The 24882-nt window shown below is 40.9% G+C and carries 22 protein-coding genes; 8 read left to right on the forward strand and 14 right to left on the reverse strand.

Annotation, left to right across the window (positions count from 1 at the left end):
- Positions 1–3 precede the first annotated feature (3 nt).
- Positions 4–222: a Sec-independent protein translocase subunit TatA gene (gene tatA, locus MN200_RS02615; RefSeq protein ID WP_004692445.1), complete on the reverse strand. Its 219-nt coding sequence runs from the start codon at positions 220–222 to the stop codon at positions 4–6.
- Between the two features lie 159 nt (positions 223–381).
- Here tatA and MN200_RS02620 point away from each other — a divergent pair, with 159 nt between their 5' ends.
- Positions 382–1266 (forward strand): permease, encoded by an 885-nt coding sequence (locus MN200_RS02620; RefSeq protein ID WP_131229932.1) that lies wholly within the window; start codon positions 382–384, stop codon positions 1264–1266.
- A gap of 118 nt (positions 1267–1384) precedes the next feature.
- Here the strand turns inward: MN200_RS02620 and rdgB are convergent, their stop codons facing one another.
- From rdgB to MN200_RS02665, 9 genes are all read right to left on the reverse strand, one after another.
- The gene (gene rdgB, locus MN200_RS02625) at positions 1385–2011 is read right to left on the reverse strand and encodes an RdgB/HAM1 family non-canonical purine NTP pyrophosphatase (protein ID WP_058868902.1); all 627 of its coding nucleotides are present in this window, start codon (positions 2009–2011) and stop codon (positions 1385–1387) included.
- Positions 2012–2115: 104 nt separating this feature from the next.
- On the reverse strand, positions 2116–2706 hold the full coding sequence (locus tag MN200_RS02630) for a tetratricopeptide repeat protein (protein ID WP_004692440.1): 591 nt from the start codon (positions 2704–2706) through the stop codon (positions 2116–2118).
- Entirely contained in the window at positions 2703–3296 is a 594-nt protein-coding gene (gene metW, locus MN200_RS02635) for a methionine biosynthesis protein MetW (RefSeq protein ID WP_058868903.1), read from the reverse strand. Before metW ends, MN200_RS02630 begins: the two co-directional genes overlap by 4 nt.
- Positions 3296–4456 carry a homoserine O-acetyltransferase gene (locus tag MN200_RS02640; protein ID WP_058868904.1) on the reverse strand — a complete coding sequence of 387 codons (1161 nt, stop codon included), beginning with the start codon at positions 4454–4456 and terminating at the stop codon, positions 3296–3298. The genes metW and MN200_RS02640 overlap by 1 nt, the downstream gene beginning before the upstream one ends.
- Positions 4457–4557: 101 nt before the next feature.
- On the reverse strand, positions 4558–6255 hold the full coding sequence (leuA, locus tag MN200_RS02645; protein WP_058868905.1) for a 2-isopropylmalate synthase: 1698 nt from the start codon (positions 6253–6255) through the stop codon (positions 4558–4560).
- Positions 6256–6612: 357 nt separating this feature from the next.
- The gene (locus MN200_RS02650) at positions 6613–7719 is read right to left on the reverse strand and encodes an alpha-hydroxy acid oxidase (RefSeq protein WP_176537132.1); all 1107 of its coding nucleotides are present in this window, start codon (positions 7717–7719) and stop codon (positions 6613–6615) included.
- A gap of 49 nt (positions 7720–7768) precedes the next feature.
- Positions 7769–8452: a Fe2+-dependent dioxygenase gene (locus tag MN200_RS02655; RefSeq protein ID WP_126038226.1), complete on the reverse strand. Its 684-nt coding sequence runs from the start codon at positions 8450–8452 to the stop codon at positions 7769–7771.
- A gap of 115 nt (positions 8453–8567) precedes the next feature.
- Positions 8568–10838 (reverse strand): TonB-dependent siderophore receptor, encoded by a 2271-nt coding sequence (locus MN200_RS02660; RefSeq protein WP_058868908.1) that lies wholly within the window; start codon positions 10836–10838, stop codon positions 8568–8570.
- A 341-nt stretch (positions 10839–11179) separates the two neighbouring features.
- A complete protein-coding gene (locus tag MN200_RS02665; protein WP_058868909.1) occupies positions 11180–13423 on the reverse strand; it encodes a TonB-dependent receptor in 2244 nt (747 codons plus the stop codon).
- Positions 13424–13697: 274 nt separating this feature from the next.
- Between MN200_RS02665 and tig the strand changes: the two genes are divergently transcribed.
- The 4 genes from tig to MN200_RS02685 all read left to right on the forward strand — a co-directional run bounded on the left by tig (position 13698) and on the right by MN200_RS02685 (position 18041).
- Positions 13698–15029, forward strand: a complete 1332-nt coding sequence (gene tig, locus MN200_RS02670) for a trigger factor (RefSeq protein WP_004979052.1) — start codon at positions 13698–13700, stop codon at positions 15027–15029.
- A 192-nt stretch (positions 15030–15221) separates the two neighbouring features.
- Positions 15222–15827: an ATP-dependent Clp endopeptidase proteolytic subunit ClpP gene (gene clpP / locus MN200_RS02675; RefSeq protein ID WP_004692427.1), complete on the forward strand. Its 606-nt coding sequence runs from the start codon at positions 15222–15224 to the stop codon at positions 15825–15827.
- A gap of 28 nt (positions 15828–15855) precedes the next feature.
- Positions 15856–17166: an ATP-dependent protease ATP-binding subunit ClpX gene (clpX, locus tag MN200_RS02680; protein ID WP_058868910.1), complete on the forward strand. Its 1311-nt coding sequence runs from the start codon at positions 15856–15858 to the stop codon at positions 17164–17166.
- Positions 17167–17324: 158 nt separating this feature from the next.
- Complete coding sequence (locus tag MN200_RS02685; protein ID WP_104222100.1) at positions 17325–18041, forward strand: DUF2846 domain-containing protein; 717 nt, start codon at positions 17325–17327, stop codon at positions 18039–18041.
- Between the two features lie 5 nt (positions 18042–18046).
- Here the strand turns inward: MN200_RS02685 and MN200_RS02690 are convergent, their stop codons facing one another.
- Positions 18047–18595 carry a DUF2059 domain-containing protein gene (locus MN200_RS02690; protein ID WP_058868912.1) on the reverse strand — a complete coding sequence of 183 codons (549 nt, stop codon included), beginning with the start codon at positions 18593–18595 and terminating at the stop codon, positions 18047–18049.
- Between the two features lie 102 nt (positions 18596–18697).
- Entirely contained in the window at positions 18698–20224 is a 1527-nt protein-coding gene (locus MN200_RS02695; protein ID WP_004692421.1) for a fumarate hydratase, read from the reverse strand.
- A 677-nt stretch (positions 20225–20901) separates the two neighbouring features.
- Here MN200_RS02695 and MN200_RS02700 point away from each other — a divergent pair.
- Complete coding sequence (locus MN200_RS02700; protein WP_227509185.1) at positions 20902–21207, forward strand: hypothetical protein; 306 nt, start codon at positions 20902–20904, stop codon at positions 21205–21207.
- A gap of 22 nt (positions 21208–21229) precedes the next feature.
- Here MN200_RS02700 and MN200_RS02705 read toward each other — a convergent pair whose 3' ends face one another.
- Complete coding sequence (locus MN200_RS02705; protein WP_058868937.1) at positions 21230–22099, reverse strand: AraC family transcriptional regulator; 870 nt, start codon at positions 22097–22099, stop codon at positions 21230–21232.
- 179 nt (positions 22100–22278) lie between these two features.
- On the opposite strand from MN200_RS02705, the gene MN200_RS02710 reads away from it, so the two are divergent.
- Together MN200_RS02710 and MN200_RS02715 are read left to right on the forward strand one after the other, a co-directional pair.
- Entirely contained in the window at positions 22279–23184 is a 906-nt protein-coding gene (locus MN200_RS02710) for a DMT family transporter (RefSeq protein ID WP_058868914.1), read from the forward strand.
- 109 nt (positions 23185–23293) lie between these two features.
- Positions 23294–23803, forward strand: coding sequence for a DinB family protein (locus MN200_RS02715; protein ID WP_058868915.1), 510 nt, complete (start codon positions 23294–23296; stop codon positions 23801–23803).
- A 55-nt stretch (positions 23804–23858) separates the two neighbouring features.
- Here the strand turns inward: MN200_RS02715 and MN200_RS02720 are convergent, their stop codons facing one another.
- Entirely contained in the window at positions 23859–24869 is a 1011-nt protein-coding gene (locus MN200_RS02720; protein ID WP_058868916.1) for a hypothetical protein, read from the reverse strand.
- Positions 24870–24882: the final 13 nt, after the last annotated feature.

Below are 24882 nucleotides of genomic sequence, written 5' to 3' on the forward strand. Positions count from 1 at the left end.
CGCTTAGCTTTTAATAGAACTTTCGGTGCTTTTGACATGAGCATCAATCGTTCGTGGTTCATTGAGTTGAGCTGCTTCAGCTTCCTCATCACGGATCGACTTTTTAAAGTCTTTCACCGCACCGCCGACATCTTTGCCTAAGTTCTTAAGTTTGGCTGTACCAAAAAGAAGAATAACCACAATTGCAAAAATTAGTACGTGCCAAATTGATAGTCCCGCCATGGGTAGATCCTCATCATTTTTCGTTTTCCCTATATCAACAGGCTTGTGTGACATTGCGGTGACGATGATGTTTCAATTTCAAGACAAAACGATCGCTTCGCACTGATTTTGAGAAAAAGCAGTGTTATGATGATTCGGTGAAATTTCAAGGATATTGAAGTGACGTTGCTGCTCCCTCTGTTGGCCTTTCTTAGTGGTTTATTCCTTGCATCCACCCCATTGGCAACACGGTTGAAAACAGGCTTTTCACGTCTTTTAGCACGTTGCTTTATTCCGATTGTTATTGTCTACAACATGGTGTTTTATCAGGCTGGTAGCTTTAGTCTGATGCTATTCAGTTTTGTCGTGGCAGTGCTCTTATTTTACTTTTTCTTATACTTTTCAAAGAATAAATTAAGCGCCCTGTGTTTTAGTTATGTCAATATGGCATGGTTAGGCTTTCCTTTTGCGATTGCGTTGTTTGGCACAAAAATTAGTCCAGCAATGGTGGCCTTATATATCGGTGGCTCTATTTTTGGCAATCTCTGGGCGGTGACGGCTGTGAGCCAAACACCGTTAGCTTTTTCGTTTATTTTAAAAAAAGTGCTCTGTGCTCCACCCATGATTGCTTTGATGCTGGCCGTTATTTTTCGTTTCGTTGGGGTACAACATTGGTCACAGCATGATCTGATTGATGTGGTTTATAGTGCAGCCAAATTTGGTATGAGTTTCTCTGGCATGTGTGTATTGGGCATGTGGTTGAGGCACACCAAAGTTGAGAAAGCGGACCTGTGGCAAAGTAGTCAGACGGCTTTATTAAAATTAGCATGTGGCGTGGTGTTATGTGGGCTGAGTTATCGTTACCTCGCTATTCCTCATATTGAACAATATATTGGGGTCATGTTCTTATTATTTTGTTTACCGCCAGCAGCCAATATTGTGGCTTTGGAAACGCATTATCAAGGTACAGGCACATCGGCAAAATACATTGCTTCAGGTACGATTATCAGCTGTGCCGTGGTGAGTATTTATGGTTTATTGCTGCATGTATTTGCTGTGATCTAAGCACTTACTTTTAGCTGGAAATGCAAGTGCTGCGCAACGGTGATAGAGAGGAATATAGAGAATCTTTCGCCACCGTCCTCCCCGAGGGGAGAAGGGGCAACATTATACAGCTTAGTTTTTATTGTTCTAAACTGGCTTTAAACAGTTGCATCGCCTGACCACGATGGCTGATTTTATTTTTTTCTTCTTTACTCATTTCTGCACTTGAAAGCCCTAACTCGGGTAACAAGAACAGTGGATCATAACCAAAACCATTTTCCCCACGAGCAGCCTCTAGTACTTCACCTTTCCAAATGCCTTGGAAAATTTGTGGAAGAGGATCATCGGCATGTTGTACTAACGCTAAAACGCATACAAACATGCCTTCAGTCGCTTGACCATGTTTACGCAGTGGCTTGAGTTCAGCTAATAGCTTTTGGTTATTGGCAGTATCATCGCCATGTTCGCCTGCATAACGCGCAGAGTAAATCCCCGGTGCACCACCTAAAACTGGGACACAAATCCCAGAGTCATCTGCAATGGCAGGTTTTCCTGAAATTTTAGAAGCATGGCGTGCTTTAATAATCGCATTTTCGACAAAGCTCAAACCATCTTCAATGGCATCTTCAATATTCAATTTACCTTGAGCAATCACTTCAACAGGTAAGTTGAGTTCTGCAAATAATTTTTCAAATTCCGCAATTTTGCCTTTGTTATTGCTTGCGAGGACTAAGGTACCTTGAGATAACCAATCAGTTGATGCCATGTGAAAGATCCATGCTTTAAAAATTATGCGGTTATTTTAACAAGTCCGACTCATGGATAGGCAATAAAAAAGCACCCGAAGGTGCTGAGTATGGAAATAAAAGCTTATTGAGCTTGAATCCACTTGTCTGCACGATCACGTGCTTGACGAATTTGATCTTGTGTTAAGTTTGCCGCCAAGGCTGTTTTCTTGCCTTCAGAAAGCGTAATCACTTTATTGTCGAGCATGCCGTCACGAGTTGAAAGCTCATACCATTGGTAAGCCCCCATGTAGTTTTTCTTTTGCTCTTCCATCATCGCCAAGTTAAAGCTTGCGCGGTTATCACCACGGCTGGCTGCTTTTTCAAAGTATTGACGTGCTAAAGATTCATCTTTTTTAGTGCCTAGGCCATCTGCAAGCATACGACCAACATTCAGCTGGGCCGCTGAAAGACCTTGATCTGCAGCGGCTTTGTACCAAGCGAAGGCCTGTCGTTCATCTGCAGAGATGTCTTTACCTTGTTGATACTTGGTTGCAAGATAGAACTGCGCAGCAGGCTGACCCGCTTTTGCTGCTTTAATTAAGCTATTGATATCCATAACAGAATATTGTGCAGCTTGACTCGCAACAGACGTGGTTGGGGAAACATAATCTGCATGAGCTTGAATGCTCAAAAGTCCAACCAATAGTGTCGTGCTTAAGAATAGTTTTTTCATAGAGCGCTCACTCGATAAATTGCGACTTCACCAAACAAATTCGGGAGACGTTTACTGAGTAAACTATCTTGTTGATCCCCATTTACAGCGAGTCGATTAATAATTCTGATGTTATTTTCCGCACAAAGTGCTTCAAAATCACGGAAAGTACATAAGTGGATATTGGGCGTGTTATACCACATGTACGGCAAAGCTTCAGAAACGGGCATCATTCCTTTCAGTGCCAAGAAAGAACGGGTCTTCCAGTGGGCAAAGTTCGGAAATGTAATGATCGCCTGTTTCCCTACGCGCACCATATCACGTAATAAAACATCTGGTGCATCTACCGCTTGCAAGGCTTGTGCCATAACGACATAGTCAAAAGACTGGTCTGCAAAGCGGCTTAAACCCAAGTTTAAGTCTTGTTGGATAATATTTAACCCGCGACCGACCGCAATTGCAATCTTTTCTTGATCAATTTCCAGTCCATATGCGCGAATATTGTGCTTTTTGCTCATATGGGCCAGTAATTCACCGTCACCACAACCTAAATCGAGTACGCTGGAATGCGGTTTGATCCATTTTTCTGCCAGTTGATGATCAATACGCATTACACAGCCTCCTGAGATGTTGCTTGAAGGTGTTCAGAGCCGCCCAGAAATGCACGTAATGCTTTTACATACAAAGGAATCGGGAACAGGAATGAGTCATGACCTTGTTCAGCATCGATATCTAAATAGCTCACCGGTTTGTGGTTGGTGATCAGCGCATCCACAATTTCTTGTGAACGTTGCGGGGTAAAACGCCAGTCGGTGGTAAAGGACACTACAAGGAACTGACATTTGGTCTGTGACATGGCTTTAACTAAAGACTGCTCATACTCACGTGAAGGGTCAAAATAATCCAAAGCTTTGGTCATAATCAGGTAAGTGTTGGCATCAAAGTTACGGCTGAACTGCTCACCTTGATAGCGCAAATAGCTTTCGACTTGGAATTCGACATCGAAACCGTACATAAATTTGCCTGACTTTAAGTCGCGGCCAAATTTTTGTTTCATGGCTTCTTCAGACAGGTAGGTAATATGACCGACCATACGTGCCAAAATTAGGCCACGTTTTGGATAGCTATCATTTTCAAGATAGCGACCATCATGGAAGTCTGGATCGGACAAAATTGACTGTCGTGCGACTTCGTTAAAGGCAATATTCTGAGCAGACAGTTTCGGTGCACTGGCAATAATCACGCATTTTTGCAAACGATCAGGATAATCAACCGACCATTGCAAGGCTTGCATACCACCTAGCGAACCACCAATCACCGCACTCCAGACTTGAATACCCAGATGATCGGATAAAATAGCTTGGGTTTTAACCCAGTCACGGACGGTGACTAAAGGAAAGTCAGGACCATAAGGACGGTTATCATTTTCAGGGTTTGGCGAAGTTGGCCCTGTTGAACCGCTACAGCCCCCAATATTGTTCAGTGCAACCACGAAAAACTTTGAAGTATCAATCGCTTTACCTGGACCAATACAGGCATCCCACCAACCCGGTTTTTTATCGTCAGCATGATGGTAACCCGCAGCATGATGATGACCCGATAGTGCATGGCAAATTAAAATCGCATTGGATTTATCTGCATTGAGCTCACCATAGGTTTCAACCATCAGTTCATAACGAGGGAGAATACGACCGCATTCGAGCTCTAAGGGCTCTTCAAAAGTAAACTTTTGTGGACTAACGATACCCACGGAGTCAGCAGGAAAAGACACAGGAATAATTCGCCTTAAATCTTTGGGGTTAATAAACAAAAGGATACCACTTGAGGGTATCCTTCTAAAGTCATTTTAGTGCTAATTATTATTGCTAATACTTATACTGCAGCAGCAATCACTTGATCTGTGCTTAACACACCTTGATCAATTAAGCGGTTGGTACACGCAATAATAGCTTCAATTGATGAGGTCACAATGTTGTCATGAATACCTGCACCGAAGGCTGATTTACCCGTTCCTTTGACTTGTAACTCAACCAAAGCCAAAGCTTTTGCATTTGCCCCAGAGCTAATACCACGCTCTTCGTAGCTCAAAACGTCGATTGGTAACTGTAAAGCATCCAACATCGCAGAGATTGGACCATTGCCTTCGCCACGTAATTGCTGCGTTTCACCATTCACTTCAACTTCAAGCTCAACCACTTGTTTGCCGTTGTTGTCATACAAACGGTAGTTTTTAGTCGAGTAATGCGTATCCTTGGTGTCCACATAAGTTTCTTTGAACAATTTCCAAATTTCTTGTGCGGTAATTTCAGTGCCTTCTTCATCGGTACGTTTTTGTACGGTTTGAGAGAATTCAATTTGGATACGACGTGGCAATACGACGTTGTAATTTGCTTCTAACAAGTAAGCAATACCGCCTTTACCTGACTGTGAATTGACGCGAATCACAGCATCATAGTCGCGGCCCAAGTCTTTCGGGTCGATGGGTAAGTATGGCATATCCCAAATTTCTTCGTTCTTTTGGAACTCGAAACCTTTTTTAATGGCATCTTGATGCGAACCAGAAAATGCTGTGAAGACCAAGTCGCCTGCATAAGGGTGACGAGGGTGAACAGGCAAACCTGTACATTCTTCTACCGTTGCAATGATTTCATTGATATTTGAAAAATCTAAGTTTGGTGCAACACCTTGAGAGTACATATTCAAAGCAATCGCAGCGACGTCGACGTTACCAGTACGTTCGCCATTCCCAAATACACAGCCTTCGACACGGTCTGCACCGGCCATAATCGCCAATTCTGAGGCAGCAATCCCGCAGCCACGGTCGTTGTGACAGTGCACAGAGATAATCACACCATCACGACGGGCAATGTTGCGGTGCATCCATTCAACTTGGTCTGCATAAACGTTTGGTGTTGAAACCTCAACTGTAGCCGGTAAGTTTAAAATCACTTTATTGCTTGGCGATGCTTCCCAAATTTCGGTAACTGCATCACACACGTCTTTTGCAACTTCTAATTCGGTTGCAGAGAAACACTCTGGGCTGTATTGGAACACCCACTCCGTTTCAGGATATTGCGCTGCATATTCTTTGACTTTGCTGGCTGCATTGACTGCTAATTGCTTCGCACCTGCAACATCGACATTTAAAACTTTTTGGCGGAAAGTTGGAGCATTTGAATTATAAATATGTACGATTGCACGTTTTGCGCCCGCTAAAGACTCAAAAGTACGTTGGATCAAATGATCACGTGCTTGAACTAAAACTTCGATATATACATCATCTGGAATGTGATTTTCTTCGATTAATTTACGGGTAAAGTCAAAGTCAATTTGAGATGCAGAAGGGAAACCGATCTCAATGTGTTTGAAACCAATTTTGACCAACATTTGGAACATTTTAAATTTTTGTTCCATATCCATCGGTTCAAAAATTGCTTGGTTACCATCACGTAGGTCAGTACTCATCCAAATAGGCGCTTTTGTAATTTCGTTGTTTGGCCATTGACGGTCTGGCAAGTCAACACGTTGATACATGCGACGATATTTTTTACTTGGATCAGCTAACATCATGAGGTAACTCCTTACATAGTATGGGTTGCATTTGAGTGGGTAAGAAAAAGCAACCTACTATTTATATAGATTGTGTCTATGGTCTCTATTTACAAGGGAGTCTTCAGGGTGTTTGTAAACGTAAATATTTGATACGACTTAGATTTACCGTGAGTAACCTTGTAACGTTATATTTAAGAGTTTAATGCAGTTCGGTCGAAAAGATTTTTCTTTTTTTATGGCTTTTAGTCGTATCTGAAAAAATATTTCCCTTTAATTGGGTATTTAGGGGAAATATTTCCGTGTATTTTTGAGATGTGTTTGATCTTTTTCTTCATTTTACGAATTTGATTCATTTCATTCGCTTTGTTGAAGAGGTTATGAGAACTCTATGACCATATCGGGCTGTATATCTGCAAGTGTTGCAGTGCCCATCAACGCCATGGTGATCTCAAACTCTTCTTTTAAGATTTTAAGCACATGGGCAACGCCCAAGGCACCCGCAGTGGCAAGACCATAAATACATGGTCGCCCAACTAAAACCGCGGAAGCTCCCAAGGCAATCGCCTTAAACACATCTGAGCCGCGACGCACACCCCCATCATATAAAAGAGGGAAGTCATGCGGAACGGCTTTTTTGATGAGTTGCAAGGCTTTGAGTGGCGGAATACAGGTATCTAAAACACGACCGCCGTGGTTAGACACAATTAAGCCTTGTACGCCATGTTGAATGGCCAGTTGTGCATCGAGAGGACTGACGATGCCTTTTAACAGAATGGGTAAATCAGTCTGTTGAACTATCCACGCGATATCTTCCCATGTAGGGGCAATTTTCATTAGGCCATTAAACACGGGATGATCACCTTCTTGCAGTTCAGGTAGCGGAATATGAGCAGGGGTATGTGGGTGTTGCATGCCTTCAGGTAAGTGAAAAAATGCACGACGTTCACGGTCACGAATCCCTGTATGTGGTGAGTCTACAGTGATGACAATGGCGGTGAAATTTTGTCCCTCAGCAAGTTTAAGCAAAGCCAAAGATTTATCGCGGTCACCTTGCCAGTACAGTTGAAACCATTTGTAGGGATTCTCTGATTTGAATGTGCGCATATCGGTATTGGTAAAAGTACTCAAAATCATATTACTGCCGAGTACTTCAGCCGCCAACGCGGTTGCAGCTTCTGCGTCAGGATGAAACTGCTGTTGATGACCAATCGGTGCAACAAAAATAGGATGTGGAAAGCTTTGTCCTAAGATTTCACAGCTCGTATTGCCGTGAGTGAGATCTCTTAACATGCGTGGTATCAAGTGCAGGTTTTGGAACTGAGCGAGGTTATTTCGAACACTGATTTCATCCATAGCACCACCTTGCAAATAGTGCCAGACCATCTCAGGCAGATGCTTTTCTGCCTCAATTTCATAGTCTGCAATCGTTTGTAATGAGGCAGGAATTTGGGTGAGTGGTGGCAAAACAGTTTTTGATGTCATGGAACGGTCCAGTTACTACAGTAGTTAACGTTGAGCTGGGATTATTGTTTTACAGTTCAGCCCATTTGCGCATCAGGTTATGATACAGACTGGTGAGCTTGACCACTTCCTGATGTTGATCACCGAGTTGTACACGTAGGTTCTGAATGGTTTGATCAAGATTAAATAAGATATGACGGTCAGCATCATCTCGAATCATACTTTGAACCCAAAAGAACGACGCAACACGGCAGCCCGAGGTCACTGGTGTTACCTCATGCACGCTGGTAGATGGATATAAAATCATATCACCCGCAGGTAATTTCACTTCATGATAGCCATAGGTGTCTTCTACTACCAAATCGCCACCCTCATATTCGTCAGGTTCGCTTAGAAAAACAGTGCAGGATACATCAGTACGAATCCGATCTTTGCTTCCAGCTACCCAGCGAATGGCATTGTCCACATGGAAGCCAAAAGTTTCGCCCTGTTCATAGCGGTTAAAATAAGGCGGCAAAATATCTAAAGGTAGGGCAGCGGACATAAAGAGTGGATGTTGTCCAAGTGCTTCTAAGATGATATTGCCTAAGTGTTGTGTGAGAGGGTGATCTTCGGGGAGCTGTTGATTTTGTTTTACATTTTTTGAGAGTGATCCTGTGGTTTTTTTACCATCAATCCACTCAACTTTTGCCATTTCATTACGAAAGTATTGTACCTGTTCTTTGCTTAATACATTGGGAATATGATGGATCACAACATGACCTGCTGAAAATGAAAGATCTATTTAGTCTTTAAGCATATATAAAAATAGCCTCAATGAGAGGCTATTTTTATCAAATCTCAGGATGAAAGAGATTTTAGTTATAAGCTTAGTATTTGAAGTTTAGAGACAGTACTGCGCTACGACCTTCAGCTTCAGTTGCATAGTGAGATGAATATGCTTTAGTGAAGTAGCGTGTATCAGCCAAGTTGTTGACATTTAACTGTAGATCAACATTTTTATTTACGTTGTAACGTGCCATAGCATCGTAGCGAACGTAACCTGGTACATATTTTGTGTTTGCTAAGTCACCATAAACTTTGTCCATGGCAATTGCGCCAGCACCTAAAGTTAACTGTGGCACAATTTGGTAAGTTGTCCATAGCGTAGCACTGTTTTTAGGAACGTTAGGCATTTGGTTGCCATTAAATATAGATTGGTCTGTACATGTTGTACCACGGCAACTTACACCATTTTTGGTCGCCTTACTGTCTAAATAAGTATAACCAGCACTAATATCCCATTTATCAGTAATCTTACCGTTTAAACCAAGTTCAAGACCATTCACTTTACTTTCACCGATATTGCTATAGGTTGTAGGAGACAGTTGAATACGAGCATTTTGTTTTTCAGTACGGAAAATAGCAGCTGTTAAATTTAGGCGATCTTGTAGCAAGTCCCATTTTGTACCGATTTCAAAAGTACGACTTTCTTCAGGATCTAGGTTGCTATATGCCGCGCCTATACCTTCAGAACCGTCACCAGCATCTACACCCACAGGGTTTGCAGATGTTGCATAGCTGGCATAGATTGAAGCGTTTTCAACCGGTTTAAAAGTAAGGCCTGCCTGATAAGTAAAGATGTCAGTATCACTTTCAGTTTTTACTTTGTCGCCAGTATTGAATTTACCATTCGCTACATCTGCATTTTTTGAGCCATAGGTCATGGTCTGTTCAGTATCAAACTTGTCCCAACGAACGCCTAGGTCTAATAACCATTGCGGATTAAGTTCGATGCTGTCTAAGAAATAAACCGAGGTTGATTTGGTTTGCGTGTTGTATTGGTCTGCACCATCTGTGCTGATACTGCCTGTCCATGGCCCACGGTTAGGGTTTTGAACGGAAGTACACCAGCCTCTCGCAACATCTTTTATAGGATCGCATTTGTTATGTATTGAACCTGTTGTGTTTTCGCCATTAATAATATATTGGGTGCGGTCTGTTTCTTGATCTGAATACTCTGCGCCTAAGTTGAAGCTATGTTTTAATGCACCTGTATTGAATTTCCCTGTTAGGGCCAGCTGGTCAGTAAAGGTATCTGTGTCAGCGATACGTGAATTAACGCGCGCCCATACATTGCCGCTTTTATAGATGTTGCCTTGGGAGTCATCTGGGTTTGTCCACAGATAATCATTTTTAGAGCTGTTATAAACTGCGGTATTTGAAATGGTTAGATTATCAGTCAGGTCATGTTCAAGCTTGATCGTTCCTGATTGATTTTCTTGTTTTTGGAAATCACGGTCTTTCCAACCATAGTAAACACCCTGATTTACATCAATTGGTTTTCCTGAGTATTGTGAATAGCCCGTAGGATTGTTGTATGGCACACCTGAATCAGGGGTATCATCAGTTTTGAGGTAGTAGTAGCTTAAAGTCGCACGCGTGTCACTGTCTAGACCAAACGTAATACTTGGCGCAATCCCGGCACGTTTGTATTCAGTACCATCGGCTTGGCCGGCTTTTTCATTATGGTGGCCCATCACGGCCACACGGGCAGCAATACCATTACCAAAATCTTTGTTACCGTCTAAAGTAATACGTTGGTAATCATCCGTTCCTGCACCCACAGAACCTTCTAAAAAGTCACCTTTTTTTGCAACTTTAGAAATCATGTTGATGCTACCACCAGTTGTACCTGCACCGCCCATAGCAGATGCAGAACCTTTAGTAATTTCAACTTGCTCAATCGCAAACATTTCACGGTTTTGAGAAGTAGAGTTACGTACACCGTCTACATACATTGAACTTTCAGAGTTATAACCACGGATAAATGGACGGTCACCATTTGGGTTACCACCTTCACCTGCACCAAGTGTGATCCCAGGTACTGTGCGTAAAGCATCGCTTAAAGTTGTAACTTGAGTGTCTTCAATCAACTGTTTAGAAATAACAGATACTGACTTTGGTGTGTCGAGTAGGGGGGCAACGAACTTGCTGTTTGCAGATTTGTCTACTTTCAAACTTTGTTCTGCTGCCGCTTCCGTGTGAATTGTTTCTAATTGCGCGATTTGATCTTGCGCAACAGCATTGACTGCGACCACAGAGAGTGTTGAAGCGATTGCTGAAGAAACCAGCTTTTTACGTGTTTTGATGAAGGCCATAACGAATCTAGTTCTAGCGTTGTAAATTAGTATGCGAATAATAATGATTCTTATTTTTTTGTAGCATAACTATTACATTGGAATTGTCGATGCTTAGATATATTTGTGTAGAAAAAATAAATGTAATAATGTAATGAATTTAATATAAGTTTTTGATTCTTATTTAAATTGGAAAATTAGATTATATTTTTATAATGTTATTGGAATTTAGAATCCATTATTTTTAAGCTAAGTTTGAAGGTATTTCCCAAGTGAATATGTATAAATTATGTTGGATCTATATTAGCTATGTACGAAGAAAACCCTGCCGGAGCAGGGTTTTCCTTTAGATATGACTATTTTTAGAAGTCATATGAAATTGATAACCAATAGTTACGATCTGGAATGTATGTTCCTGCTAAACCACTTGTTGTTTTAGTATATAAAAACGCATTTACAGTTTCACCTTTGGTGTTAGTGAAAGTCTGGTAATCACCAAAGTCTTTATCAAATAAATTATTAATTCTGCCTGATAGCATAATTTGGTTATTCACCTTATATGATGCACCTATATTGAATAGCTCATATGCTTTTAATTCATTACCAGTGATTTCAGCCTCACGAATAGTATCCGTATTGGCAGTAGGGTCAGTAAAACGTGTTCGTTTTGACTTATATTCTGCCTCTAACCATGTAGTAAATTGATCATTTACATACCATGTGCTGGTTAAATTAACAGCATGGCGTGGTGTGTTTTCTATAGTCTGTCCTTTGTTTTCTCCTTTCGTGATTTCAGACTCCAGCCACGTATAGTTTGCTTTAACATTAAAGTTTGGTGAAATATCATATTTAGCACTTAGTTCTACACCATAGCTTTCAGCTTCATCAGCATTTCCCTGAAATGAAAAGTTTTCTTGATAAGAGAAGTTGCCGACGGTCATACAATCACTTGCTGGTGTGCTTCCAGTAGGGCGGCTTTCCCATAAGCAATTTTCATATGTTTTTGCGCCAGAAATAATCAGATCTTTAAATTCTGTAAAAAAGGCTGTTGTCGTTAATGAAAAATTGGTCAAATCATCGTAGACAAAACCAATTTCATAATTAGTTGTTTTCTCTGGTTTTAAGTCAGGATTTCCTAATGATACTGACTTCCCTTGAGCAGTAAATCCATTAATTCCATCGTGTAAGTCGTTGGCAGTAGGGACTTTATATCCTGTACTTACACCGCCCTTAAGTGTCCAATTGTCATTTGTATTCCAGACCAAATAGGCTCTTGGCGTAAAATGTCCACCAAAGGCGCTATGGTCTTCATAGCGACCACCAAAAGTGAAAGCTAAAGCATCTGTTAAGTGCCACTCATCTTCTGTAAATACGGACCATGAATCTTGAGTAAAGGTTTGACCATTGCCTGCAGATGTATCAATGGTTTCGCCATCTTTATATTCAACGCCCGCTGTAATTCTGTGGTTTTTGATAGATGTAATAATGCGGGAATCAACTGTTAAATCTGTATTTTCTAATTTGCGGTCAGTTGTACCATCTGAATAATAGTTATATTCAGGAACGTTACCTTTAGGTAGGCGTCGGCCTTCTTGTTGAGATTTAACTTGGCTTGCAAAAGTTTTCCATTGACCAAAATTTAAGTCAGCATCAACCCCAGCAGAAATACGATCTCTTAAAAACTTAATTTCATCCTTATAAGAACCAATACCAGTAGGTAAGCCTGTTGTACGACTATAATCGTAATGCTCGCCTAAACGTGCATCACTATTGTCAAAGCGTTGTTCAGAATGATCAAAGTCGACCCAAGTTGCAAAACGGTCATTGATTTTATAGGTCAGTTTTGAGCCTATCGAGTAATTATTTGCTTCTACAGTACGAGGATCGCGACCTTGGCTACCTAAATCAATTGTTTTTTTAGGCGTAACTAAGCGCTCAGAATTATCTCTATGAAAAAAATCACCACGGAGTTGAAGACCTAAAGTATCTTGAATTAACGGTCCATTGACCACCGCACTTGTTTTCCAGCTATTACCAATCTCTGAGTTTTCTTGAAGAGTTTGCTCAAGTGAGACATTACCGCTCCATTCTGAACCGACCTTTTTGGTAATGATATTGATAATGCCACCCATGGCATCTGAGCCATACAAGGTTGACATTGGGCCACGAATGACTTCAATACGTTCAATCGCTGCTAAAGGTGGCATAAAGCTGGTGGAAAACTCACCAAAGCCATTTGGACCAATTGAGCCAGATGTATTTTGACGTTGTCCATCGATTAGAATAAGTGTATAGGCTTGGTTTAGGCCCCGTATTTGTATATTTAAGCCGCCTGTTTTTCCTTGACCATTTCTCACATCAACGCCTGGGACTTCAGTAAGAGCATCTGCGATGCTTGTAATCCCTTTTTTTTTCAAATCATCAGCCGTAATGACGCTAATTGAAGCTGGTGCATTTTTAATATCTTGTTCAAAACCCGCAGCTGAAACCACAATAGTGGAAAGCTGATGTGGCGATGAATCTTCAGTTGTTGTTTCTGCGAAAACAGGAGTGGTGATTGCCCCAAGCAATGCCAATGAAAGAGGGTGTAGATTAAACTTACTCATAACTAGAGTTCCAATGATGGACGAGAAAAAAATTGAAAAAAACGATCAAAAAGTTAGCGCGAATATTAATGGTAATATTTATCATTTGCAATAAAAAGACATAAAAAATATAATACTTTGCGCTTAATCAGTAGCGATTTAAAAATATTCAAAATAAAAAACGATAAATGAAGAAAAAATATGTGGTTTCAATCGGGTGTTTTGTATATCGTTCAATGTTGTCATATAATGTGGCACTTTTTAAAATTGTTCTTACCAAAAGATTGAGGAAGCCATGCAAGTAACTTCTGAAGCGGTTTCGGGTGTTACCCGTCGTTTAAATGTATCTGTACCGACGAGCCGTGTTAACGAGCAGTTCGAAGCTCGCTTAAAACGCACTGCTAAAACTGTGAAGATCAACGGCTTCCGTCCAGGTAAAGTGCCAGTAAATGTTGTTCGTCGTGAATATGGCGCGGGTATCTACCAAGAAGTCGTAAGCGACATTATTCGTGACACAGTATTTGAAGCGATCCAACAAGAAAAAATCAATGCTGTTGGCATGCCAAACATTGAAAAATCTGAATTAAAAGACGACGCGCTTGTATACGAAGCGACTGTTGAAGTTTATCCAGAAGTTAACGTGAAATTTGATGGTTTAGAAGTTGAACGTAAAGCATCTGAAGTAAACGACAAAGATGTTGATCAAATGATCGAAAACCTTCAGAAGCAACGTGCTTCTTGGGCTGAAACGAAAGGCATGGCTAAAAAAGACATGCAAGTAACTTTCGACTTTGAAGGTTCAGTAGACGGTGAAAAGTTTGAAGGCGGTTCTGCAGAAGACTTTAAACTTGTTTTAGGTTCAGGTCGTATGATCCCTGGCTTCGAAGACGGCATCGTTGGTATGAAGAAAGGCGAAGAGAAAGTTATCGATGTAACTTTCCCAGAAGATTACCAAGCTGAAAACCTTGCTGGTAAATCAGCTCAATTCAAAATCACTGTGAAGCTTGTTGAAAAACAAAAACTTCCAGAAGTTGATGCTGAATTCCTTAAAATCTTTGGTCTAACTGAAGAAGAAGGTATTGAGAAGTTAAAAGCTGACGTTCGTAAAAACATGGAACGTGAAGTGAAAAATGGTTTGCGTAATCAAGTGAAAGGTGCAGCTTTTGATGCACTTGTAGCTGCAAATGAAGTTGAACTTCCTGCGTCTATGGTTGCTCAAGAAGTTGACCGTCAACGTCAACAAATGATCCAACAGTTCACTCAGCAGTTTGGTGCTCAAGGTGCGAAAGCATTTGACTCAAGCATGCTTCCAGATGAATTATTCAAAGAACAAGCTGAAAAATCTGTAAAATTAGGCGTACTTGTAAGCAAAGTTTTAGCTGATGCTAAAATTGAAGTAGATCAAGCACGTGTTGATGCTTACATCGAAGACATGGCTTCTTCTTATGAAGATCCAGCTGAAGTGATCGAATACTTCAAAAATGACAAACAACAACGTTCGCAAATCGAAGCTGTTGTGTTAGAAGACCAAGTGGTTGATCACATCTTAGCGTCTGCTAAAGTAACAGATACTGCTGTAAGCTACGAAGACTTATTGAAAGAGCAACAAGCTCGTCAACAAGGCTAAGTTTAGCTAAAGTAAAAAAGGCGCTTTGAGCGCCTTTTTTATTGTGATCTGGGTTTGTAAAAGGCCTTGCGTTCACAAAGCTTATGCAAAAAATATCTGTTATTTACTTGGGAATATTTTGCATTTTCAGCAATTATCCCTCATATTGTGACTATGAGTTGAGTAACAAAAAATTTAGGAATAAGTAAACGTATGTATATTCCAACTATCGATAATGCCTTAGTTCCAATGGTTGTAGAACAGTCATCTCGCGGTGAACGTTCATTTGACATTTATTCACGTCTTTTGCGTGAACGCGTCATTTTTATGACTGGTGAAGTTGAAGATAACATGGCGAATTTGATTGTCGCGCAAATGTTGTTTTTAGAAGCGGAAAATCCAGATAAAGATATTCATCTTTACATTAACTCACCAGGTGGTTCGGTGACTGCGGGTATGGCGATTTACGATACCATGCAATTTATTAAACCAGATGTTGTGACCTACTGTATGGGTCAAGCAGCATCAATGGGTGCTTTCTTGTTGAATGCAGGTGCGAAAGGTAAACGTTATTGCCTTGAAAATGCACGTGTCATGATCCATCAACCGTTAGGTGGTTTCCGTGGTCAGGCATCTGATATTGAAATTCATGCACGTGAAATTCTGTTTATTAAAGAACGTTTAAACCGTTTAATGGCAGAGCACAGTGGTCAAGACTATGAAACTGTGGCACGTGATACTGACCGTGATAACTTTATGACAGCGCAAGCTGCAAAAGAATATGGTCTCGTGGACGAAGTGTTATCTAAACGTCCATAAGTTTTAAAAGTTTAGAATTGGAGTGAATATGTCCGAACATCCTCAAGGACAAAAGCATTGTTCATTTTGCGGTAAAACGCAGTCTGAAGTTGGGAAACTGATTGCAGGCGAGGACGCGTACATCTGTAATGAATGTGTGGACGTATGCTTAGACTTGGTGCAAACCAGTCAACAAGTTGAGTCGGGTGACTGGGCTGCAAAACCCTTGCCTAAACCTCACGAAATTCGTGCGGCACTAGATCAATATGTCATTGGTCAAGATGTGGCAAAGAAAACCTTGTCAGTTGCTGTCTACAACCACTATAAACGCCTTAAAGCGACACATGGTGGACATACACACGACGATGCGGTTGAAATTGCGAAAAGTAATATTTTATTAGTAGGACCAACGGGTTCGGGTAAAACCTTACTTGCGCAAACCATGGCGCGTCTTCTCGATGTTCCTTTTGCTATGGCTGATGCAACGACACTTACCGAAGCCGGCTATGTCGGTGAAGATGTTGAAAACATTGTACAAAAGCTTCTACAAAAAGCAGACTACGATGTAGAAAAAGCGCAAAAAGGTATCATCTATATCGACGAAATCGACAAGATTACCCGTAAGTCTGAAAACCCATCGATCACGCGTGATGTGTCGGGTGAAGGTGTACAGCAAGCGTTACTGAAAATGATCGAAGGTACGGTTGCCTCTATTCCACCTCAAGGTGGTCGTAAGCATCCGCAGCAAGAATTCATTCAAATTGATACTTCAAATATCTTGTTTATCTGTGGTGGAGCATTCTCGGGTCTTGAGAAAATCGTACAACAGCGCCAAGAAAAGGGTGGAATCGGTTTCACGGCTGAAGTGAAGAAGAAAGATGAAGGCAAGAAATTGTCTGATTTGTTCCGTCAAGTTGAAGCGACAGATTTGGTGAAATTTGGTCTGATTCCAGAGTTTATTGGTCGTTTGCCTGTAATTGCGACTTTGGAAGAGTTAGACGAAGAAGCTTTGATGCAAATTCTGACTGAACCGAAGAATGCATTGACCCGTCAATATCAACATTTGTTTGATATGGAAAACGTTGATCTGGTTTTTGAAGACTCAGCACTGCGCGCTGTGGCGAAAAAAGCTTTGGATCGTAACACGGGTGCACGTGGCTTACGTTCTATTTTAGAAAATACGCTGCTTGAAACCATGTATGATTTACCAAGTCGTACTGATGTTGGCACAGTTGTGGTGAATGAAGACGTGATTAACGGTACGGCTGCACCATTTTTTAAGCCAGAGCGTTTACCAAGAATCGAACAGAAAGATGCAGCTAAAGTTGATTTAAAAGTGATTAATTCAAAGTCCGCTTAAGTTGTTATTCATCTGAAACGTGTGAAAATCGAGTGTTTTCACACGTTTTTTTATATTCAAAAAAAAGAGGGAATGCTACTCTGCATCATAGGCTGGGATGCCTAGATTAAAACTAAAAATTCAGTATCAAAATAAAAAATACGTCGTGAGGAATAGTCATGCGTGCAATGACGATTACGCTTTTAAGCAGTTTAATTTTATTGGGTTGTCATGGAAAAGCGACAGTTGAACAACCTGAATTAACATCAACTCTCAGCCATGAGGTCGATTTTGAACATGACCCAGGCATGATTGAGCAGTATCGCATCGGGGTGTTTAGCGTAGGTGGGTGGGTCAATCAAAAATTAGGACAGCGTTTTCAGCGTGTCCAACCCCAGCATGAACAAGCGGCGATGGTTTATCTGTATCGTCCAGACTCAAAATGGAATCGACAAGAAATTGTGGCCTCGAGTTTATTTATCAATAAAGAACGCATTCCAAGCTTGCTGAACAATCATTATTATTGGGTCGAATTGCCCGCAGGGACTTATCGTTTATCCAGTAGTCGGCCTTTGGGCATTAACCATTTTCAAAAGCCGAAATATATCGATTTTAGCGTAGAAGCAGGGCAGTCTTATTTCATCAAGTATGATGAAGAGAACTTATCCACACGCCATGATGTTTCGGGGCCTTTGGCGGTCATACCTGAAAAAATTGCGATTCAAGAGATTGCATTTACCCAGTTAAAGTCCAACAGCTACAACTTTGTCGCGGAAGATCAACACACGGGTGAGTTACGAAAGAAAGCGCAAAAACTTAAACCTGCCAAATATGACCCAAGTGAAGAGGTTCAGCTGATGAAACCCTTTAAGCTGTGGAATCCTTTAACCTGGTAAGTGAGCTATTGTGCTTTTTTGGCTTGTTCAAATAAGGGTATCAGGGTCTTTTCAATTTGACGATTCATTTCCAGCTGAATAGCTGGATCTTGCATCATTTCAGCAGACATGGCGATGCTATTGCGCATGATTTCACTCATCATTTTGCTGCTTTTTTTATTGATAGACTGGCCTAGAGGTGTTTCAAGAAACTGAATGTTGGCCAACACTTCCTCTTCGGTAAAGGTCTGCATATATACATTTTTAAGCATTTGCATAAATTTCGGATCAGAAATCAATTTACTGCTAAACGATGCCGTGATTTCAGCGATTTGCTTGGCTGCTTTTTGTTGTTCATTATTGAGTGTAGATGTTTTAAAAATATTCTTAATGATTTCTTCGGCTTGCTGGTCATAAATGGGGCGCATTTCTTGCTGAGACTGTGCTAATGTGCCTTTAATATCGCCCAGTTTGAGCGCCTTCTCTACCGATGCTTCGGTCGCGAGTTTGGCAAAAGAAGCTGTGCTGAGGACACATAAGGTAATACTGCAAAGGATGTGATTTAATTTTTTCATTGTTGGTCTATATTTTTTGATTAAGTCTATAAAAGTAGGTAAAAAATACCCTTAACATGACCTTAGCATGTTAAGGGTATCCAAAAAAGTAAAACTTAAGTTTTAGCCCGCTGCTGCATCGACTACTGGAATTTTACCAATTTTCGCTTGCCAGATTTTTGGTGCTGTCGCGTGAATAGATGTGCCATTTACATCAACTGCGACCGATACAGGCATATCTTTAACTACAAATTTGTAAATCGCTTCCATACCTAAGTCAGCAAAAGCAACCACTTCAGCTTCACGAATTGCTTTAGACACAAGGTAAGCTGCGCCGCCCACTGCCATCAAGTAAGTCGCTTTGTTGTCTTTAATTGCTTCAACCGCTGCAGGACCACGGTCCGCTTTACCGATCATGCCGAACATACCTGTTGCTTCAAGCACTTGACGTGTGAACTTGTCCATACGTGTTGCTGTTGTTGGGCCAGCAGGACCAACCACTTCATCACCGACTGGATCTACAGGCCCCACGTAGTAAATGAATTTACCTTTTAAGTCGACAGGAAGCTCTTCACCATTGTTTAACATGTCTACCATGCGTTTGTGTGCAGCATCACGACCTGTATAGATTGTACCATTCAGAAGTAAGGTGTCGCCTGGTTGCCAAGCGTTCATCTCTTCTTGGGTAATGGTGTCGAGGTCAACGCGCTTAGAGGTTGATGAATCCCAAGTGACTGATGGATAGTCTTCAAGTTTTGGTGCTTGAATGTGTGCAACACCTGTACCATCAAGTTGGAAGTGTGCGTGACGAGTCGCTGCACAGTTTGGAATCATACCCACTGGTTTGCCCGCAGCGTGACATGGGTAATCTTTAATTTTAATATCTAGAACTGTGGTTAAGCCACCTAGGCCTTGCGCGCCAATACCCAGTGCGTTTACTTTTTCGAAGATTTCCATACGAAGTTCTTCGATTTTATTTTCAGGGCCACGACGAAGTAATTCGTCCATGTTGATTTCTTCCATGAGCGATTCTTTCGCAAGCATCATGGCTTTTTCAGCAGTACCACCAATACCAATACCCAACATACCTGGTGGACACCAGCCAGCACCCATAGTTGGAACAGTTTTAAGTACCCAATCCACGATTGAGTCAGATGGGTTTAACATAGCCAGTTTAGATTTGTTTTCTGAACCGCCACCTTTTGCCGCAACGGTAATATCGACTTTGTTGCCTGGAACAAGTTTGTGATAGATCACAGCAGGGGTGTTGTCTTTGGTGTTTTTACGACCAAATGCAGGATCAGCCAGAACTGATGCGCGCAGCACGTTTGAGTTTTCTAAGTAACCTTGACGTACGCCTTCGTTGATTGCATCGTCTAAGCTCATCGTTAAATCAAATTTAACATCCATGCCCACTTCAACGAATACGTTGACGATACCTGTATCTTGACAGATTGGGCGGTGACCCTCTGCGCACATACGCGAGTTAATTAAGATTTGTGCGATCGCATCCTTCGCAGCTTTGTTCTCTTCACGATCATACGCACGGCTCATCGCTTGGATGAAGTCTTGTGGGTGATAATAAGAAATGAACTGAAGCGCGTCTTTGACCGATGTGATCAAATCATCTTGCTTGATAATAGTGGTCATACAAATATCTCTTGAGCGGGCTGATAGCTAGCGGGCTAAATTATAAGACAAAATGCCGAGGTTGTGGATGTTTTGCGAAGCCTTTGGGCGAAAGTTTAATAGTTGAACAAAATTGATGAGAAAATGAGGTTATAAACGGTGGTAAATATGACAAAAATATCTAAATTTAATGAAATATTTCATGTCTAAATTTGGATTATGAATATGATTTATTGCTTAAGTTATTGAATATAATGTAAAAATAATAATATTGAAATATGGCAACACTGTCATAAAGTTGTCATAAAACTTTCGCATAATGCATTCATCAAACAATAGGACATCGAGCATGTTGACAGGTTTAGTGATGGCTGCGGGCTTTTGTGTATATATCGCAGCGACTTGGATGTACGGTCAAAAAGAAGATCAGGCTTAAGCTTTATCTTCTTTTTTGTTTTAAGCTTTCTTCAAATCTTCAAATCTTCAAATCTTCAAATCTTCAAATCTTCAAATCTTCAAATCTTCAAATCTTCAAATCTTCAAATCTTCAAATCTTCAAATCTTCAAATCTTCAAATCTTCAAATCTTCAACTAGCTAAAAATTGTTTAACGCCTTAAGATTCCAGTTTCAAATCTTAAAAAATACAATGAAATACTATTCCTCTACTTCAGCCTTGCTATTTATCGGATGCTTTTTCTTGTGGTCTATTTTCCTGTTTTATTTAATGGCTCAAAAGCATGCAGGCAATGTCATTGTCGAAGATATATTTAAATTTAATTTTTACTGCATGATGCTTGCAATGTTGCCTTTGCTTTTGAAAAAAGCTCCGCCTAAAAATGATGTCGAGATGACGATTTTTGAAGAAAAGCAACATATGGAAATGCGCCATCAAGTCCTGAGCCAATCTGCTCAAGAGCGTCGGAAAGCTTATTTGATGAGTGCTTTTTTCGGTTTTTTAATGTCGAGTTTAATGATGGGCTTTATTTTGATGTTAGATAAATAAGCTGAATGTGAGTTTATCCGATCTAATTTTTCTCACTTTTCCGCATTTGGGATGGAGAGTAGCCAAAGTACTTTTTAAAGCGATGACTGAAATGGCTGCTGGAGCTAAATCCATACTGTTCCGAAATTTCCGTCATATTGGCAGTCGTCTGCTGCAGCGCTTGGTGCGCCAGTTCAAGTCGACGTTGCATCACATATTGGTGTGGTGGCATGTGCATGGATTGCTTAAACATATGGGCAAAATGGTATTCACTGAGCTGAGTTTGTTCGGCTAAATCCGACAGGGTTAAGCTTTGCTGAATATGCTGATCAATCCACTCTAATAACTGTTTCAGAGTATAGGGGGACAGCCCACCTTTGACTTCAGGGACTTGCCACTCGGTATGGCTATAATTTTTAATTAGATGGTTGAGCAGAAGTGTCGTGGCAGTACTCATCTGCAAGTGATTTTCTCTGTTCTGCCAAGCCCCATTGAGTAAAAAGTGTCGATAGATCATGGCAATCTGTGGGTCGGCCACGAAACTTTGTGGATTTAAAATAATTTGGCTTGGCTCACGATCCCACACTTGTTCAGCGACGCGTTGTAAGTGTTTTTCAGTATAGTACAGATGCACAAAAGTCAATGAGTCACGCAGATCCCATGTCGACTCAAAATTCTGTGGCATCAAGCACATATGATCTGGCCCACCGCCATTATGCCAACCTTGAGCTGTCTTTTGATAGCTGTGATATCCCCCTTGAATGTACATACTGAGTGTATGGTGGTTACTACAAACACTGACGCGGTCTTGGTTGTTTTGCCACATGGCTAACTGCATGCCCGAACCCAGTTCGACCGAGTCGAGGAGTTGAGCTTTATGTTGTTGTAATTGATCTAGAATCTGATATTTCATCATCTATACGCAGTGCCAAATGGAAGATCTAGTGTAGGACTTTGATTTCATTTTGTCATCTATAGCAGAAAATCAATAAAAAATCACAAGTTCATGATAATGACCACAAGAAGGTGCAAGAAATGAGAGTCCTAAACCAAGCACAATAGCGTGAGTGGTTTGAGTTTGGTTTAAAGAGTATGAATGCGCTGTTGTATGCTTTGGTGGTGGTGATTTGGGGAACAACATGGATTGCGATTAGTCTGCAACAACAAAGTGGAATATCGACCAATGTAGCCGTATTTTGGCGCTTCTTTATTTCGGCTATGGTGTTGTTTGCTTTTATTGTGTTGTGCCGAAAACTGCAAAAGCTGGCTGTAAAAGACCATCTGTTTTGTGTGTTGCAAGCGTGCTGTATTTTTGGTTTTAACTTTGTTTGTTTCTATTATGCGGTTCAATATATCAGCAGTGGTTTGGAAGCAGTTATTTTTTCGATGGCGGTCATTTTTAATACCCTCAACGCTAAACTGTTCTTTGGACAACAGGTGTCTACACGTTTTTATCCTGCGGCTGTGTTGGGTGGATTGGGGATCATCGCCTTGTTTTGGCATGATGTGGTGGGAAGTACCTTAAACAATCATACGCTGATGGGGATTGGTCTTTGTGTGTTGGGAACCTATGGTTTTTCACTGGGCAATATGATCAGTGCGCGTCATCAAAAAAAAGGTCTGGATATTTTTACCACCAATGCTTATGGCATGCTATATGGTTCAATCCTGATGGCATTGATTGCTGGATTTAAACAAGACGAGTTTTTGCCTGCTATGGAATTCAGTGCGGTGAGTGCTTTATTGTATTTGGCTATTTTTGGTTCAGTGATTGGCTTTACCGCCTACTTCTATTTGGTTGGACGGATTGGTGCGGGTAAGGCAGCTTATAGTACTTTGTTATTTCCTTTGGTGGCTTTGGTGATTTCGACCATCTGGGAAGGCTATCAATGGCATATGAATGCGGTGATTGGGGTGATTTTGATTTTATGTGGTAATGCAATTTTCTTTATTCAAACGCCTAAGTTTAGACTGAGTCAAATGTTGAAGCGAAGCTGAGTGTGCGCAAGAAAATCAAAAGCGATTCTGCCTTAGAAATGAAAGATTTAGGTGTTTTTCATCCTTTGTATTATGCTCATTTTAGAGAGCTTCATGCAGGGCTTTATAAATGGATTTAAAAATGTTTAAATTATTCGCTCGTTACAACGTGTGGTCTACTCAAAAATTAAACCAAGTTTTAAAAAATGTCTCTGATGAAGATTTCAATGCTGAATGTGGACTTTTCTTCAAAAGTATTTCTGGAACCTTGAATCACTTGCTTGTTGGTGAGCATTATCTATGGTTTCCTCGGTTTTCATCGAAACCATCTCCTACATTGAAGTTAAATACCATCGTAGAAAGGGATAAAGATAAACTCATGTTTGAGTTAGAGAGCAGGGCTTACAACTGGATAGATTTTTTAAAACATGTTGATGTGGAAAAATTTGGACATGATTTACAGTACAAAACATCAGCCGGACAAGAAATGAGTCTGCCCTATGCTGCTACATTATTGCATGTGTTTAATCATGGAACGCATCACAGGGGGCAAGTGACAGCGGCTTTAACTTCAATGGGTTATCCATGCCCAGAGATTGACATGGTATATATGTTGATAGAAGAAAATCTGCCCGTTTAAGAGAGCTGCGGTTGGTTTTGTAAAATAATGGAATCGAGCTGATACGATGCCCCAATCATGATGCTGTATTGGCTTTAATCCGAAGCGCTTCCATCTCAATCTCAACCATTTTTTGAGAATTGGATCGTTTCTTTTGCAACTCCTCAAACTTTTGTTTATCTGGCGAGGTGGATAAGATAATTTCACCCATTTCAATTTGAAGATTATTGTCTTTTTTGAGCTTCTCACGGGCTGCGGCTACTTCTGAGCTTTTGAGAGACACCATATCGTAATTTTGATTCAGACTTTGAATGCGCTTGTTTGATTTTTCAATTGCAGTTTTTAGAGCACGCAGATCTTTTTTTTCCATCGCATGTTTTATCTCCCATATTGAGTTTTCTGCTTCTTGTTTAGCTGCACTTGATTGTGCCCCGAGCGCAATGAGGTCATGTTTGATGTCTGCTGCATTATCTTGACTCAGATGTGAGGTGGTCTGCGGTGCAGTACGAGCCGCGACATGGGGTTCGGTATTTGGTTTTGGTTGTTGTCGTGTGTTGTCTAATGCCCCTGAATTCAGTTGAGGGTACACCATCTGTTGTAAGGCTCTCATTTCACTGACAGAACTTTGTTGTATGACGCTGATTTGCGCTTCTAATCCGGTGATGCGATCCATCTGTGGTGGATTTTTAGTATCTTCTTGTGCAAGCTCAACACCAAGTAAATGGACTTGCTTAAATTTTTCACGTAACGCAGCGCCTTCTTGGCTTTTGAAGTTTGTTGCATCTAGTGCAGTATTAAACGCAAGAGAATGGGTTTTCAGTTGTTCTAGCAGGGCGGGGATGGTATCGACTTCTTTATTTTGACGAGTCGCTTTAAGTGCATCTTGTGCGTTCAAAATGGCTTGAGAGTTTTTATTCGAAATCTGATCTAGGGCATCAAGATCCGCTTTAATGTCAGCTGGATTAGCTGTACTTAAGTTTTTATATGCTGTGGTTGAGTCTGACGGTGTTTGGTGCTGCTTAGATTCATTACATGCTGTCAGAGAAAATGTTGTCACTATTAGAATTGGAAGCCATTTTTTATTCATTATGAGACCAATG

The organism is Acinetobacter sp. LUNF3 (assembly GCF_022699605.1).
GTDB classification, from domain to species: Bacteria; Pseudomonadota; Gammaproteobacteria; order Pseudomonadales; family Moraxellaceae; genus Acinetobacter; species Acinetobacter johnsonii.

Bases quoted from the DNA above. Each gene is read 5' to 3' on its own strand.
- tatA (WP_004692445.1), bottom strand. From the start codon at position 222: ATGGCGGGACTATCAATTTGGCACGTACTAATTTTTGCAATTGTGGTT.
- rdgB (WP_058868902.1), bottom strand. From the start codon at position 2,011: ATGGCATCAACTGATTGGTTATCTCAAGGTACCTTAGTCCTCGCAAGC.
- MN200_RS02630 (WP_004692440.1), bottom strand. From the start codon at position 2,706: ATGAAAAAACTATTCTTAAGCACGACACTATTGGTTGGACTTTTGAGC.
- metW (WP_058868903.1), bottom strand. From the start codon at position 3,296: ATGCGTATTGATCATCAACTGGCAGAAAAATGGATCAAACCGCATTCC.
- leuA (WP_058868905.1), bottom strand. From the start codon at position 6,255: ATGATGTTAGCTGATCCAAGTAAAAAATATCGTCGCATGTATCAACGT.
- MN200_RS02650 (WP_176537132.1), bottom strand. From the start codon at position 7,719: ATGACATCAAAAACTGTTTTGCCACCACTCACCCAAATTCCTGCCTCA.
- MN200_RS02660 (WP_058868908.1), bottom strand. From the start codon at position 10,838: ATGGCCTTCATCAAAACACGTAAAAAGCTGGTTTCTTCAGCAATCGCT.
- MN200_RS02665 (WP_058868909.1), bottom strand. From the start codon at position 13,423: ATGAGTAAGTTTAATCTACACCCTCTTTCATTGGCATTGCTTGGGGCA.
- tig (WP_004979052.1), top strand. From the start codon at position 13,698: ATGCAAGTAACTTCTGAAGCGGTTTCGGGTGTTACCCGTCGTTTAAAT.
- clpP (WP_004692427.1), top strand. From the start codon at position 15,222: ATGTATATTCCAACTATCGATAATGCCTTAGTTCCAATGGTTGTAGAA.
- clpX (WP_058868910.1), top strand. From the start codon at position 15,856: ATGTCCGAACATCCTCAAGGACAAAAGCATTGTTCATTTTGCGGTAAA.
- MN200_RS02685 (WP_104222100.1), top strand. From the start codon at position 17,325: ATGCGTGCAATGACGATTACGCTTTTAAGCAGTTTAATTTTATTGGGT.
- MN200_RS02690 (WP_058868912.1), bottom strand. From the start codon at position 18,595: ATGAAAAAATTAAATCACATCCTTTGCAGTATTACCTTATGTGTCCTC.
- MN200_RS02695 (WP_004692421.1), bottom strand. From the start codon at position 20,224: ATGACCACTATTATCAAGCAAGATGATTTGATCACATCGGTCAAAGAC.
- MN200_RS02705 (WP_058868937.1), bottom strand. From the start codon at position 22,099: ATGAAATATCAGATTCTAGATCAATTACAACAACATAAAGCTCAACTC.
- MN200_RS02710 (WP_058868914.1), top strand. From the start codon at position 22,279: ATGAATGCGCTGTTGTATGCTTTGGTGGTGGTGATTTGGGGAACAACA.
- MN200_RS02715 (WP_058868915.1), top strand. From the start codon at position 23,294: ATGGATTTAAAAATGTTTAAATTATTCGCTCGTTACAACGTGTGGTCT.
- MN200_RS02720 (WP_058868916.1), bottom strand. From the start codon at position 24,869: ATGAATAAAAAATGGCTTCCAATTCTAATAGTGACAACATTTTCTCTG.